This window comes from Cupriavidus sp. HMR-1, from assembly GCF_000319775.1.
Taxonomy (GTDB): Bacteria; Pseudomonadota; Gammaproteobacteria; order Burkholderiales; family Burkholderiaceae; genus Cupriavidus; species Cupriavidus metallidurans.
The window spans coordinates 1-14,011 of record NZ_ANKP01000062.1 but is presented as its reverse complement, the minus strand read 5'-3'; the positions used below and the strand labels follow the sequence as shown (position 1 = coordinate 14,011).

Annotated in this window: 13 protein-coding genes; 4 read left to right on the top strand and 9 right to left on the bottom strand. The window is 64.4% G+C overall.

Annotated features, from left to right (window positions below; all coding sequences use genetic code 11):
* The first annotated feature begins 144 nt into the window (after window positions 1-144).
* Genes tssA through tssJ form a run of 4 tightly spaced genes read left to right on the top strand, consistent with a single transcriptional unit; the run spans window position 145 to window position 5,279 of the window.
* The gene (gene tssA / locus D769_RS09710; protein ID WP_008644473.1) at window positions 145-1,731 is read left to right on the top strand and encodes a type VI secretion system protein TssA; all 1,587 of its coding nucleotides are present in this window, start codon (window positions 145-147) and stop codon (window positions 1,729-1,731) included.
* Window positions 1,732-1,752: 21 nt separating this feature from the next.
* Window positions 1,753-3,573, top strand: a complete 1,821-nt coding sequence (gene tssF, locus D769_RS09705; RefSeq protein WP_008644471.1) for a type VI secretion system baseplate subunit TssF — start codon at window positions 1,753-1,755, stop codon at window positions 3,571-3,573.
* A 17-nt stretch (window positions 3,574-3,590) separates the two neighbouring features.
* Window positions 3,591-4,673, top strand: a complete 1,083-nt coding sequence (gene tssG, locus D769_RS09700; RefSeq protein ID WP_035881461.1) for a type VI secretion system baseplate subunit TssG — start codon at window positions 3,591-3,593, stop codon at window positions 4,671-4,673.
* 36 nt (window positions 4,674-4,709) lie between these two features.
* A complete protein-coding gene (tssJ, locus tag D769_RS09695; RefSeq protein WP_035881517.1) occupies window positions 4,710-5,279 on the top strand; it encodes a type VI secretion system lipoprotein TssJ in 570 nt (189 codons plus the stop codon).
* Window positions 5,280-5,412: 133 nt separating this feature from the next.
* Here tssJ and D769_RS09690 read toward each other — a convergent pair whose 3' ends face one another.
* The 9 genes from D769_RS09690 to D769_RS09650 form a co-directional block, all read right to left on the bottom strand.
* Window positions 5,413-6,201: a metallophosphoesterase gene (locus tag D769_RS09690; RefSeq protein ID WP_008644467.1), complete on the bottom strand. Its 789-nt coding sequence runs from the start codon at window positions 6,199-6,201 to the stop codon at window positions 5,413-5,415.
* Between the two features lie 232 nt (window positions 6,202-6,433).
* The gene (locus D769_RS09685; RefSeq protein WP_008644466.1) at window positions 6,434-7,405 is read right to left on the bottom strand and encodes a type II secretion system F family protein; all 972 of its coding nucleotides are present in this window, start codon (window positions 7,403-7,405) and stop codon (window positions 6,434-6,436) included.
* A gap of 51 nt (window positions 7,406-7,456) precedes the next feature.
* Window positions 7,457-8,434 (bottom strand): type II secretion system F family protein, encoded by a 978-nt coding sequence (locus tag D769_RS09680; protein ID WP_008644465.1) that lies wholly within the window; start codon window positions 8,432-8,434, stop codon window positions 7,457-7,459.
* A gap of 42 nt (window positions 8,435-8,476) precedes the next feature.
* Window positions 8,477-9,847, bottom strand: a complete 1,371-nt coding sequence (locus tag D769_RS09675; protein WP_008644464.1) for a CpaF family protein — start codon at window positions 9,845-9,847, stop codon at window positions 8,477-8,479.
* 98 nt (window positions 9,848-9,945) lie between these two features.
* Window positions 9,946-11,139 (bottom strand): AAA family ATPase, encoded by a 1,194-nt coding sequence (locus tag D769_RS09670; protein ID WP_008644463.1) that lies wholly within the window; start codon window positions 11,137-11,139, stop codon window positions 9,946-9,948.
* Window positions 11,140-11,189: 50 nt separating this feature from the next.
* A complete protein-coding gene (locus D769_RS09665) occupies window positions 11,190-11,648 on the bottom strand; it encodes a TadE/TadG family type IV pilus assembly protein (RefSeq protein WP_008644462.1) in 459 nt (152 codons plus the stop codon).
* On the bottom strand, window positions 11,645-12,175 hold the full coding sequence (locus D769_RS09660) for a TadE/TadG family type IV pilus assembly protein (protein WP_008644461.1): 531 nt from the start codon (window positions 12,173-12,175) through the stop codon (window positions 11,645-11,647). The genes D769_RS09665 and D769_RS09660 overlap by 4 nt, the downstream gene beginning before the upstream one ends.
* A 21-nt stretch (window positions 12,176-12,196) precedes the next feature.
* The gene (locus D769_RS09655) at window positions 12,197-13,477 is read right to left on the bottom strand and encodes a TadE/TadG family type IV pilus assembly protein (RefSeq protein ID WP_008644460.1); all 1,281 of its coding nucleotides are present in this window, start codon (window positions 13,475-13,477) and stop codon (window positions 12,197-12,199) included.
* 46 nt (window positions 13,478-13,523) lie between these two features.
* Window positions 13,524-13,871, bottom strand: coding sequence for a hypothetical protein (locus tag D769_RS09650; protein WP_008644454.1), 348 nt, complete (start codon window positions 13,869-13,871; stop codon window positions 13,524-13,526).
* Window positions 13,872-14,011 lie beyond the last annotated feature (140 nt).

Below are 14,011 nucleotides of genomic sequence, written 5' to 3'. Positions count from 1 at the left end.
GTCCATTCATCGCAGGGGCACCTGACACTGGCGATGGAAGCGTCTGCCTATGCCTCGACCTTTCGGCCGCGCGAGCCAACGCGCACTTGAAGCACGTAAAGCACTTAAAGCACGTAAAACACGTAAAGCACGCGAAGGAAGCGCATGTTCAATAACCTGTTCAACGCGCTGTTCGGCGCCCGTGCCCCCGCCGATCTGGCCCGCTCCACGCTGGCCCGGTGGGAGCCATGGCTGCAGCCGGTCCGTCAGGAGGCACCGGTCGGAGACGACCCGGGTTACGAGGATGACTTCCTCGCCATCAAGGAGGAAGTGGCCAAGCGCTCGGATATCAATGATGCCTTGATCGTGGAGTCGGCCGAGCGCCTGCTCAAGACCGGCGCCAAGGATGTCCGCCTGACGGTCTACTACATCTATGGCCGTATGAGGCGCGACGGTGCGGAAGGGATCGCCGACGGCTTCGAATTACTGGCGGCACTGATCGATCGCTTCGGCCCCAAGTTGCTACCCGCCCGCGCGGAAAGCCAAAAGGCCGCACTCGAATGGTTGGCCGGTGCCACCTTCACCGACCGGCTTGACGGGGTAAAGGGATTGGTCGGTGGCCCGCTGGAGCGCACGCTGTCGGCGATGGCGTTGATTCTGGAGGGCATCGGAAAGTGGCCCGAGCCGGCCCGTCCGGCGCTCGATGCGCTGTTTCGCCGGTTCGAGGAACGGGTCGAGACGCCGTTGTCGGCGGAGGGTGAGGGGAACATCGCTGCTCCGAAAGCCCTCGCCACGGCGTCGCTCTTGGACGGAGAGGTGGCCTCCACGCGCGACCTGGTGGATCGGGCGCGCCAGATGGCGCTGTTCCTGCGCCAGCAGCCCGACGGCTATCTCGCCGCCTACCGGCTGATGCGCTGCGTGCGTTGGGACACCCTTACCGAGGCGCCGCCGCATGAAGCCAGCGGCAGGACCCGTCTGATAGCCCCACGCGCCGAACTACGCGCGCAAATCAAGCGATTGGCGTTGCAAAAGCAGTGGCCGGAATTGCTCGACCGGATCGAGCCGGCCTTCGCCGAGGGCGCCAATCATTTCTGGCTGGACTTGCAGTACTACGCGTTCATGGCGCAGGACCAGGCGGGTGGCGCCTACGCACGCGTGCGCGACCTGCTGGCCACCGACTGCGCCCTGATGCTGGAACGTCTGCCGGGCCTGGACCAGCTTGCCTTCTCGGACGGCACGCCGTTTGCTGACGACGCCACGCTCGAATGGATTGCGCGCTACGCCACCGTGCGGGATATCGAGCGCGGCGAACCTGTGACGCCGGTTGCGGTGGCCTCTGTGAGTACCGACTTGGCGGAAACGGAAGCGCAGGCGGCCGACCTCGCCGCACAGCAGAGCCTGGAGGCTGCCTTTGCCTGGCTGCAGGGGTTGCCGGCACCGGCTGGCGAGCGCGATCGCTTTGTCCGGCAACTGGTGATGGCGCGAGTGGCCGAGCGCGCCGACCGGGCCGATACTGCCTTGCACCTGCTGTCCGCGCTCGAATCCGGCACCCAGCGCTATCAGCTGGCCAACTGGGAGCCCGCCCTCGCGTTCGAGGTCAAGCAGCAACTGCTGCGCCTGCTGAAAGTGCGCCTCACCCGCAAGGACGCGGACAAGGCAGCCCTGAGCGCGCGCATCGAGGCGCTGGTGGGCGACCTGATCGCCATCGATCCTGCCCGCGCCGTGGCCGTGGCCGTCGCCGCCGCCGCCTAAAGCGTACCCATCCTGTACTGCATGAACCATCCCACCCAAGACAACGAGATCCTGCGTTACTACGAAGCGGAGATGCGCTACCTGCGCGAAGCCGGAAAGGAGTTCGCACAGGCGTTCCCTGACCGCGCCCGCATGCTCAACATCGACCGTATCGGCGAGCGGGACCCCCACGTCGAACGGCTGTTCGAGGGCTTCGCCTTCCTGATGGGGCGGCTGCGCCATAAGCTGGACGACGAGTTGCCGGAACTGACCGAGGGCCTGGTCAGCATGCTATGGCCGCATTACCTGCGCATGATCCCGTCATTGTCGATCCTGGAACTGACCCCGAACGGCGGAACGCTGCAGCGCCATGAAACGCTGCCGGCCGGGCTGGAGGTGGTCTCCGACCCCATCGCGCTCGCGATACAAGGCGGGAGTGAGGGCAGTGTCGAATGCACTTACCGGACCACGCAACCGGTCGATCTATACCCGTTGCGGCTCACTGAAGCCAACGCCTATGCGCGCGAGGATGGCCGCTCGGTCATCCGGCTGCGGCTGGCACTACAAACTCAGGGGCGCCGCGAGCAGTTGGCGGTGCCGCGCCTGCGGCTCTACCTGCATGCCGATCGTCCGCTGGCGCTGGCGCTCTATTCGGCGCTCACCGCTGAGCCATTGGCCATACAAGTGCGGGTACCGGGCTATCCGGCCGACCGGCCCGGCGCACCGCAGCCGATGACGGGGGTGCGGCTGGAGCCAGCCGGATTCGCGACCGAGGAACGCCTGTGGCCGAAGGCTGACAACGCCTTCGGGGGCTACCAACTGTTGCTGGAGTACTTCACCTTCCCCGAGAAGTTCATGTTCGTAGATCTCGTGGGGCTCGATCTGGACGCCATCCCGGAAGGCATCGAGCACTTTGATGTGGAGGTGATACTCAATCGGCCGTTCCCGGATGACATGCGCTTCTCGGCCGATAACGTGCGCCTCTTTTGCACGCCGATCATCAACTTGTTCGAGCTGGAAGCCGACCCGATCACCATCACCCACTTCGAGACCGAGTACCGGGTGCGGGCCATGGAACAGCATGGTCAACATGTGGAGCCCTATTCGGTGGAAACCGTACGGGGCTTCGAGGCGGGCAGTGGCAAGCGCTTCGAGTACGCGCCGTTCGCCGCGTTCCGCCACCGGGGTGGCATGCTGCGCCACGAGATGCCGGAGCGCTATTTCCACACCCGCGTGCGCCGCGGTCCTTCGGGGAGGTTCGACACCTGGGTGGTGCTGGGAGGGCACGCCTGGGATCATCAACAGTCCCTGCCCGAGGAGACGCTGTCACTGTCGGTCATCGGCACCAATGGCATGCTGCCGCGCAAGGGCCTGCGCGAGGCAGGCATCACCCGCACGAGCGGGGGATTTACGCACATTGGCACCGTGCGCAACCTGACCGCGCCGACGCTGCCGGTGTATCCACCTACCGCCGATCGCTTCCATTGGCGCGTGCTGTCGCACCTGGCGCCCAACTACCTGTCGCTGCTCGACGCCGAGGTTTTGCGCGGCAGCCTGGCGCTGTACGACTGGACCGATGGGGAACTGAACCGTCGGCGTATCGAGGCCATCACAGACGTGCGGCACCGCCCGCTCCAGAAGCTCGTCAAAGGCGGCCTGTTGCGCGGCGTGGAGATCGAAGTGGTGCTGGATAGCACGCGCTTTGCCGGCGAAGGCGATGTGGAATTGTTTGGCGAGATGCTTAACCGCTTCCTGTCGCTATACGCAACCGTCAATCTCTATACGCGCTTGGTGATCGTGTCGCAGCCTAGCGGCAAGCGCCAGGTGTGGCCCGACAGCAAAGGGGAGGGGGCTCCGTTTTGAGCGCACCGAGTCAGACCATGTCACCCCCGAAGGAAGGCCCCTTGTTGCGAGCGTTGCTCGCCAATGCACACCGGATGAATTTCTTCCGGCTTTGTGAACTGATCGAGCTGTCCGCGCCGCATCGCCCGCCGTTGGGCACCACGGATTCCCTGGCCGACGAACCGGTGCGCTTCCGCTCCAGTGGGGGGCTTGGATTTCCGGGACGTGAGATCGATGCGGTTGAGTACGACGATGACGACCCCGACCGGCCACCAGTCATCCGCACGGCCTTCCTTGGCCTGTACGGCGTCGACGCGCGTATGCCGTCCTATTTCGTGGACGAGATTGCCCAGCGTCGCGATGGCGCGGAGCCGCTGGCGGCCTTCCTGGACCTGTTTCACCACCGCGTTGTCACGCAGTTCTACCGGGTCGCGCGCAAGTATCGCTATCCGATGGGTTTCCTGCCGGGCGGACAAGACGAGGTTTCACGCTACCTGCTCAGTCTGCTCGGGCTGGGGCTGCGCGAGCCGGGAGCCGGGCAGCCAAGCGTTGCACAGGGCGAACACGTCGAAGGTACCGTCAGCCCGCGCAAGCTGTTGTCGATGCTGGGACTGGCCAGCCAGCGCACGCGGACTGCCGAGGGTCTTGCTGGCGTATTGCAGCACGCCGTGCCGGATGCGCAGATCCTGGTGGAGGAGTTCTACCCCGTGTGGGTGCGCCTCGATGCCACCGAGCGCATGCCACTCGGCGAGAACTGCGTGCTGGGACGCGGCTTCTACGACCGGGCGAACACCGTGCGTGTGGTGATCACGCCCCAGACGCCCGAATCGGTGCTTGGGCTGATGCCGGGTCGGGCCATGCACCGGGAGCTGATGGCGCTGTTGCGTTTCTATCTCGGCCATGCCGCGCACGCGCATCTGGAAATGCAGGTGAGGCCAGCGCTGATGCCGGCTCCGGTCCTGAACTCGAATGAAGTGAACCTTGGATATAGCACGCAACTCCAGTACTCCGTGGCCACCGCCAACGCGACCCGGAAAGACGCGATCACGCGCGTGCAGTTGGGAACATGGAATGGACTCAGCGCCGGTGCATCCGCGCCGCCAAGCCATCGCAGTCAATGAAATCAAGCCGCACACTAGAACGAAGGGATGAACACGATGAAGCAAGCGCTGCGAAACGGGGGCATAGCCTTAGTCGCCACCCTTACCGTTGCCGGATGCGGGGCCGCACAAGCCGTGAAGAACAGCACAGTGGAAGCAGCGAAGTGGGCCTTCACGACGCAGGTCAAGACCATGAACCTCGATCTCGTCAGCCGGTCGTCGTTGAATACAAACAGCGCAGGCGAATCGTTGTCGACAGTGGTGCGGATCTATCAGTTGAAAACGCCGCAGGCTTTCGAACAGCTGAGCTACGTGCAGTTGCAGACAAATGACCTGGAGTCGCTGAAGGCGGATCTGCTCGCAAGCAACGATGTGGTGCTGCGCCCGGCGGCGAGCGTGAGTCTTGCAGAACCGATGCGAGAGGACTGCGAGTACGTTGGCGTCGCGGCGTTGTTCCGCGACGTGGGCAACAACGCGGTGTGGAAGCTGGTCATCCCGAAGAAGCAGTGGAAGAAGACCGATCCCGTGAAGATCGAGGCGCGTGGGAATGTCCTCGAACGTATCGGGGTGCCGTCAGGTGCACTCAAGTCGCAGGCGTCACAGCTTGGCGCAACGAGCGATACGTGACGACCGTCGGCGCCTGTCGCCTTGATGCGGCGAGATGCGCGGCAGTAACGAGACCGGCCCGCGCTTGCCGGAGTACGGCGTAGGCAGTATGTCTCTTATGAACACAAATCAAGATTCGTATTCATAAGCCGCTTCAAAGCGCCACAGCCTTGCTCCAGTCGAACGCCGGGTTCTCCGGCTCGCCACTGCGTCGGGAGATGTAGCCGCGCGGGTTGCACACCACGCGTGAACTGTCGATCCAGTAGTCGAAGCTCGTATGGGTATGGCCATGGATCCAGAGGTCGGCCTGGGCCACTAGATCCGGGCGGCGGGAGATAAAGCCGGCCGAGACGATGTCGTGCGCATAGCGTGCGTCGAGGCTGCCGAGGTCGGGGCCGTGATGGGTGACCACCACGGTCTTGCCGTCGAACGGTTGCGCCAGTGCACCGGCCAGCCACGCCGTGGCCGCGTGATGGCGAGCCAGCGCATCGGCGGGCGTGAATGGGCGGTGCTGGCCGTCGGCATCGGCGGTAGCGATCAGGCGATGATCAAACATCACGCGCGAGCACGCCTGCATGGCTTCGTCGACACGATCGACGCCATAGAGGCAGTAGTCGGTCCACCACGTGGTGCCGATCACGCGCACGCGCTGGCCGTCGGCGTCCTCGAACTCGGCGATGCCGTCGCTGAGCAGCGTGACATTCCCCGACTCCCCGGCCGCGTCGGCCATCTGCCGATCCACTGCGTCGAACGTGCTTTCGTAGTACTCGTGATTACCCGGCACGTAGAGCACGGGCCCCTCGAACACGCGCGCCGCCCAGTCGATGCCGTCGCGGCCGTTGGCGATGTCTCCGGCCAGGATCGTGAGGTCCGCGCCACAGGCGGGGACCTCCTCGGGCATGTTGTGTTCGATGTGCAGATCGCTCAGGATGCGGATCTTCATGCGGCGGCTCCCGGATGACTGTACGGACAGGGGTGGGGGATGGGTTTGCCCAGTATTTTTCAGAAGACTGGCGCGCGGGTCAAGCCGCCAGCCACGACCGGGTCACTGACGCGTCGTCGCCGCAGAAAGCAGAAAAGCCCGGACACTGTCCGGGCAAGACTGTCCACCTGGTGTTGCACCAGGGCGAGACAGCCGGGGGAACCGCTATGGCAAGGCGCCGCTTGTGCGACCGTCAGTTGGTGCCGGTCATGGTTGGCAGCAACACGCGGTAGATCTGGATGAACGCGGGCCCTAGCAACACCAGCAGGAGTGTGGGGAAGATCGTGAAAATCAGCGGAAACAGCAGCTTCAGCGCAATCTTCGCCGCCTGCTCCTCCGCGCGCATCCGGCGCTTGGTGCGAAGCATGTCGGACAGCACCCGCAAGGATTCGCCAAGGCTGGTACCGAAACGGTCCGCCTGGATCAGCATGGACGCGAATTTGTCGACGTCCTCGACGCCGGTGCGCAGCGACAGATTGCTCAACGCTTTCTCCTTCGAGAAGCCGGAGCGGAGCTCCAGCAGCATCAGTTGCAGTTCGTCGGCCAGCACCGGGCAGCGCAGCGCAAGTTCGTCGGCCACGCGCATCAGTGCGGCATCAAGGCCGAGGCCGGCTTCCACGCAGACCGTCAGCAGGTCGATGACGTCGGGGAACTCCTCGAACACCGTTCTCTGGCGTGCCGTCACTTTCCGGGACAGCACGATATTCGGAATGTAGTAACCGATCGCGGCCAGCACTGCCAGCACCGCGAACATCATGCTCTGTTCCTGGAATGCCGGGACACTGCTTGTCGCGATCAGTCCGATCATCGGGAGCGCCACCGCCAGCAGCGTCTTGGCGGCGAAGTACAGCGGGGCGGCGCTCGCATCGCGCCATCCGGCGTTCATGAAGCGCACGCGCAGCTGCGAATTCTCCCAACCCTCCTTGGGCAACGAGAGCCGCGAGACCGGCTGCGCCCATTTCACGAGCTTCTCGACCCAGGCCTGCTGCTGCCCGGCGTTGCCCGGGACAGTGCCAGTCTCGTTGGCGATCTGTTCCATCCTGCCGCGCATGCGGTCTGGCGAGAACACATAGAGCACGCCAAGTACCGTGCCGAATGCCGCAACGAAGACCAGCGCCAGCACGATCAACTGGTCTGCCCGAAACCCCTGCATGATGTCTTGCATGATCGACTCCCCCTCAGGATGCGCGCTCAAGCCTGCCTGTTGTTATCTGACTCATACCCGGATGCGGATGATCTTGCGCATCCACAGCACGCCGAAGATCATCGACGTCATGGCGGTACCCACCATTCGCCATCCAATCGGGTCTTCCCACAGCACCCGCATGAATCCCGGGTTGACCACCATGATCAGGCCCGCCGTGCCGAACGGCAGCAGGCCGAGAATCCACGCGGAGAGTCGCCCTTCGGCCGAGAGCACGCGGATCTTGTCGAAGAGCTTCAGCCGCTCGCGCACCATCGTGGCGATCGTGTCGAGGATCTCCGCCAGGTTGCCGCCACTCTCGCGCTGGATTAGCACGGCGATGACGAAGTAGCGGAGGTCGCCAACAGGCACACGCATGGCGAGGTTCGTCATGGCCTCGTCGAGCGCCACGCCATAGTTGATCTCTTCGAACGTGGTGCGGAACTCGGGACCCAGCGGCGCCTTGATTTCCTGGCCGACCATGCCGAGCGCCCCGGCGAACGAGTGGCCCGCACGCAGCGCGCGGCTGATCATGTCGACGGCGTCTGGCAGCTGCACTTCCATTTGCTTGAGCCGCTTGGTGCGCAGCCGCATGACATGCAGGAACGGCAGCAACCAGACGAATGCCACGCAGCCCAGTATGATCGGCAGCGGCACCGGCACCAACGGAATCAGCGCCACCGCGCACAGCACCACCAGGCCGCAGTAGCCGAACAGCTGTGCCACGGACCATGTGCTGCCGGACTGCTCGAGCCAGCGGTCCAGCGCGCCGATACGCGGCACGCTCATTAGCCAGCGCTGCATCCGCGGCGAATCGCTGAGAAGGCGCTTCTTGAGAATGGACAGCCGTTCGGCGCTGACGTGTCCGCCGGCCGAAAGCGCTCTCAGCCGCGCTTCGATGCGCTTGGCCGCGGGGCCGTGGGCATTGTTCCACCACAGATAGATGGCTTCGACACTGAGCACCACGGCGACGAACAGCAGGATGCCGAAGGCATAGAAGATCGTGCTCATGTGTTACCCCCCGGATATGTTGTCGTTGATCAGTGCGTGGGCTCAGACTTCGTAGCGCCGCGCGGGATCGTAGGTCTCGTCCGGCAGCCCGACGCCAAAGACGCGCAGCCGCTCCGCGAACTTCGGATACACGCCCGTGGCCTTGAAGTGGCCGCGGACCGCGCCATCCTCGGCCACACCTGTGCGCTGGAACGTGAAGATCTCCTGCGTGTTGATGATGTCGCCTTCCATGCCGGTGATTTCCTGGATGCTGATGATCTTGCGCCGGCCGTCTGTCAGACGCGCCGCCTGCACGATCACGGTGATCGCCGAGGCGATCTGCTGGCGCATGGCCTTGGCCGGCATGGTCAGGCCTGCCATGCTGACCATGTTCTCGAGCCGCGTCAGCGCATCGCGCGGGGTGTTGGCGTGAATCGTCGTGAGCGAGCCCTCGTGGCCGGTGTTCATGGCGTTGAGCATGTCCAGCGCCTCGCCGCCACGGATTTCGCCGAGGATGATGCGGTCAGGGCGCATCCGCAGGGCGTTGCGCACTAGCGCGCGCTGGGTGATTTCTCCCTTGCCCTCGATATTGGGCGGCCGGGTTTCCAGGCGCAGGACATGAGGCTGGCGCAGTTGGAGTTCGGCGGCATCCTCGATGGTCACCACGCGTTCGTCTTCCGGGATGAAACCGGACAGGATGTTCAGCAGCGTGGTTTTCCCGCTGCCCGTGCCGCCCGAGACCAGCACGTTGATCTTGGCATGCGCCAGCGCCTGCAGCATTTGCGCCATCGGCTGCGTGAGGCTCTTCAGCTCGACCAGGTCGGACACTTGCAACGGGTTCACCGAGAAGCGACGAATCGACAGCAGCGGACCATCGATGGCAGACGGCGGGATGATGGCGTTGACGCGAGAGCCGTCCGGCAGGCGCGCATCCACCATCGGGCTGGTTTCGTCGATACGGCGGCCGACGCGGGACACGATTTTCTCGATGACTTTCATCAGATGGGCGTCGTCATAGAACACCACATTCGTCAGCTCGAGCTTGCCGCGCCGCTCCACGTAGGTTTGCCGTGCCGTGTTGACCAGGATGTCCGAGACCGTGGGGTCCTTCAACAGTGGTTCCAGCGGCCCGAAGCCGAACATCTCGTCATAGATCTCGACGGTGAGTTGTCGCCGCTCGTTGTCGTTGAGCAGCACCTTATGTTCCTCGATGATCAGGCTCACCAGCGAGGCGATCTCCTGACGCACCTGTTCCTGCGGGAAGTGCGCCAGGCGTTCCAGCTCCACGCGGTCCAGCACGGTCTCGTGCACGTCGCGCTTCAGCGCGTGGTACCCCGGCGATGTCGTGTTGGTGGCCATCGAGAAATGGATCGCGGCGTGACCATTTGCCGTGTAGGGTGTCCCGGCGCTGGCGAGCTGTTCGCGGATTGACATGATGGACTCCTTGCTAAGCGTATTCGGTTCGGGTGGCACTGATGGCACTGACGACTCTGATGGCTCTGATGGCTCTGACGGATCGATGGCCTGCGGATTCAGGTGCTACGGGCGCGCAGCATCAGCTTGCGCAACGGCGACACGCCCTCCTGCCGGCTGCGGCGCTCGGCTTCATGCGAGGGCGCCAACTGCATGGCCATCGCCTGCAGCGCCCGGGCGATGCTGCTGCGCTTGCTCAGCTTCGCAACCGGCTCGCCGTGGCTGACGGCTTCGTCCACGGCCGCCGGATCGTCTGGCAGGGTGAAGGACACCTTCATGCCGAAGATCTCCTCCATCGTGGTTCGGGGCACTTCGTTCTTGCGGCCTACGCGGTTCAGCACCACGCGAATCTTGTCGTCGGGGTAGTGCAGCGCGCGCAGGATGTCGAGCAACCGTCGGCTGGGGCGGCCGAATGCGATGCTCGGCTCGGTCACTACGCAAATGCGGTCGCTGTGGTCGAGCATGCTGATCGACAGCGGGTCGATGCTCTGCCCGACATCGAAGATCACGTAGTCGTAGTTCGGCTGCATGACCGACAGGATCCACTCGAGCTTTTCCTTCTGGATCTGGCTGGCACGCACCGGGTCGGCCGCGCCCGCCAGCATGTCGAATCCGTTGTCCACGTGAACGAGACAGGCTTCCAGGAACGCCGCGTCCATGCGATCGATCTGGCTGCAGATCTCCGACAACGTGCTGGGCGGCGCCTTGTCCGAGACGATGTACGTGAGATCCCCGAAATGGCGGTTCAGGTCGACGACGAGCACGCGCTTGCCGAAGTGGCGGGCGAGGGCGTCGCCAAGGTTTGCGGCCACGAAGCTGGTGCCCGCGCCACCCTTGCAGGAGATCATCGATATGACCTGCGCTACCTCCTGCATGCGCGGCACGTGTGTGGCTTCCACGCGCTTCAGCGCCTCGACAAGCTGGCCTTTGTCCAGCGGCCAGGGCAACACATCGCGCACGCCGGCGCGCATCGCCTGGATCAGCACGCTGGAGTCCTGGGATTGCGTGATCAGGATGCAGGGAAGTTCGGGGTGCTGCTGGCGCAGGGTTTCCACCCCGAACATCTGCGCGGGTCCGATTTCGGACAGATCGAGCACCAGCAAATCGGCCATGCGCAGCCGGCTCGCCTGGAACGGCAGCCGCGCCAGTCCTTCCTGCAGCGACGTGGTCTGGAAGTTTCCGGCGATGGTAGCGAGCCGATTGATCTCCGCCAGCCGTGCGGTGTCATCGGATGCAATCAGGATCTTCAGCATGGTGTCCTCGCGATGTTCGGGTCGGATGGATGGAATGGGTGTATTGGATGTCAGCTACAAACCGACCCGCCGGTCGATGTCTGCATGCTCTCGCGTGTCATGGTGGTCGTGAACGGCGGCATGCCGATGCGCAACCGCGTCACGGGGATCATGGTGGCGATGGTCACGTTGGACACGCTCACGGTTACTGTCTGACAGGTGGAGCGCGCCGTGGCGGGATCGCTGTCGCAGCCCGTCGGGGCGTAGACCACGCTGATGTTCGAGTCCTGCAGCAGCGGCAGCATGTTCTCCATCCTGGTCTTGATGATGCTGGCGCCGGAGTCGCAGACCACGGCCGATCGCGCGGCCATGCGCGTGACTTCGGCCGCAGTGTTCCAGTAGAACAGCACGCGCGAGAACTCCATGATGCCGATCAGCAGCGTGAAGAACATGCCGGCGATAAGGGCGAACTCCACGGCGGCCAGGCCGCGCTGGCGTGCGACGCGGAGCGGATGGGCGCGATGTTTCATAGCACTTGCCTCATGACGGTGGTGATGTCGCCGAAAGTCAGGCCGGACACGTTGATGAACGACTGCAGCGGCGTGTAGGTGTAGCCGCTGATCCTGACGGCGATCAGGTTCACGGTGCCGGCCTGCGTGCCGCTGCCACCACTGGTGCTGTCGTAGGTTGCGACGTTGCTGAACGTTTGGGTGGCGCCGGGGCAGCCGGACGAATCGACGCGATCGCAGATGATCACCATGGCGGTGGTCAACCCGGGTGCCAGAGGCTGGCCCGAGCAGGCGGTGTTCCCATAGGCCGCCAGACACTTGGTGGCCGCCGTCGGGTAGGCGACGTCATCGGGCGAGTATTGCGACAGGTAGCGCGCTGCCGAGCGGGTGGCCTTGGTCAGCGTGTCGTACTGGTAGATCGCGCGGCCGAACTCGGCCACGCCGCACGCCATCAGCAGCATCGGCACGAGCATGATGCCGAACTCGACTGCGGCGACGCCGCGCTGGCGCCTGCGTGATTGCCTGTGTGCGTTGGTCAGTCGTTTCATGATCGACTCCCGTTTTGACGCCTATTGCACCAGCACTGGGACGAGCGGGCCGACGCCGGTACTCGCACCCGGCATGCCCTGCGTGGCGCAGGGGCTGCCTGGCAGGCTCGAGTCGCCGCGATACTCGAGATGTACCGTGTCGATGTTGCCGCCCTGCTGCATGGGGTCGACCATCAACACGCAGGCCCAGCCCGTGACGTTGGCCTGATGGGTGCCCGGCGTGCTGAACGTCGAGCAGTCAACGATCGGCGCCAGCACCAGGCGCCGGTCAGCGCCAGCCTGATAGGTGGCCTGCGACGCGGCTGTGCCTTTCGTGCTCAGGCCGGTAACGGAGTCCCCCTGATAGGGCTGATAAGCCTTGCGGGCAGCCAGGAAGTTCGGCTGGGAGGTACCCTTGCTGTCGGTCGATGTGCCGTTGTAAGCGTTGCTCTGCGCCGTCCACGTTGTGCTCGTGTAGGCGAAACCCGTAAAGTCGGTCACGCCGGTGGTCTTGTTCGTGGCGATGCCGAAGCGGCTGTTCCACGCGTCCGAGAGCGAGGCCTTGTTGCCGGTCGTACCGATCTGGGTGTTCAAGGCGGGCAGATTGCATTGCCCCGCTCCCTGAAGCTGGGTGTCCAGAGCAGGTGTGTTGCCCTTGCCACCGCTCAGGTCGGCCCAGCCGAAATTCCCGCCTCCGTAGACGCCTCCGCCCGAGGTCCCTATCTTGGCTGTCAGCCATTGACCGATCGTGTATCCGCCGGGCACCGCCGGCGTAGCGGTGTCGGGTCTGCAGATGTACACAGGAATCGCGCAGGTGGTCTGCGCCGAAGTCGTCGTTGCGACAGCGAAGGCCCCAACAGTATTCGCTCCGATGTGGATGCCGGGAATTGCATTCAGTACCTGCGCGAACCAGTTCGCGATGTTGCCGCGCGAGACGTCGCATTTGACGTACTTGATCGTGTTCAGCGCATAGGTGACAGAGTTCTTGTCCAGAAAGGGATCCGCCAGCGAATCGCTGTAGGTCACGGATTCGGCCGATGTGATGTTCGGCTGCTGTTCCAGGTTGCCCTGGAACAGCACCAGATTGCGGGCCGCCGCGGTCAGGCCGGCGGCTTCGGAAACCGTTAGCGGGGTAGCACCGGTCAGGTCGCGCGCTGCGGCCAGCGCGCACGAATCCGCGCGGTTCTGCAACTCGCTCTTGCTCACATACAGTTTGCCGAGATCGAGTGCCAGGCCGATGAAGCCGACCAGCACCACGATCATGAGGCCGACGATGATGGCAACGGCGCCGCGCTGCCTCTCGTGAATGCGAGGCAGTGACATGCCGCGAGACCTGGTTGTGGACATGATGGTGCTCCCCGCGGTTTGCTTAGCGTTGGCTGCCGCCGCCCATACCCACGCCGCCATATCCGCCCGCGCCGAAGTCGATGCCGAAACCACCGACGGGGCTGCCCGTTCCGGTCTGGAAGCGGATCAGCGAGCGGTCGAAGTTACGCATGGCGGCTACGGCGGTCTTGCCGTCGGTGCCGTCCATGGTCGGCAATCCGGCCGGCGCATCCGGGTTGATGATCTGCTGCTGCTTGACCGCGGCGAGGGCCTCGCCGCGATGCTGGTCCCACGACGGCGTCGAGGTCATGCAGCCGGACAGTCCGATGCAGGCCAGGGTGCCAATCGCCAGCACTGTGGCGCCACGCGAAAGCTTGAGTGTCTTGTTCATGATCGTTCTCCTTGGTTTCCCTTGCGCGCGGCGGATCAGTTGCTGCCCGTGGTGCCGGTGGTGGTCGCGGCCCCGGCCCTTGCCTGGGCCAGGCGGAGCGCGGTGGCCTCGATGCGCGCGACACGCGCACTGTTGTCCTC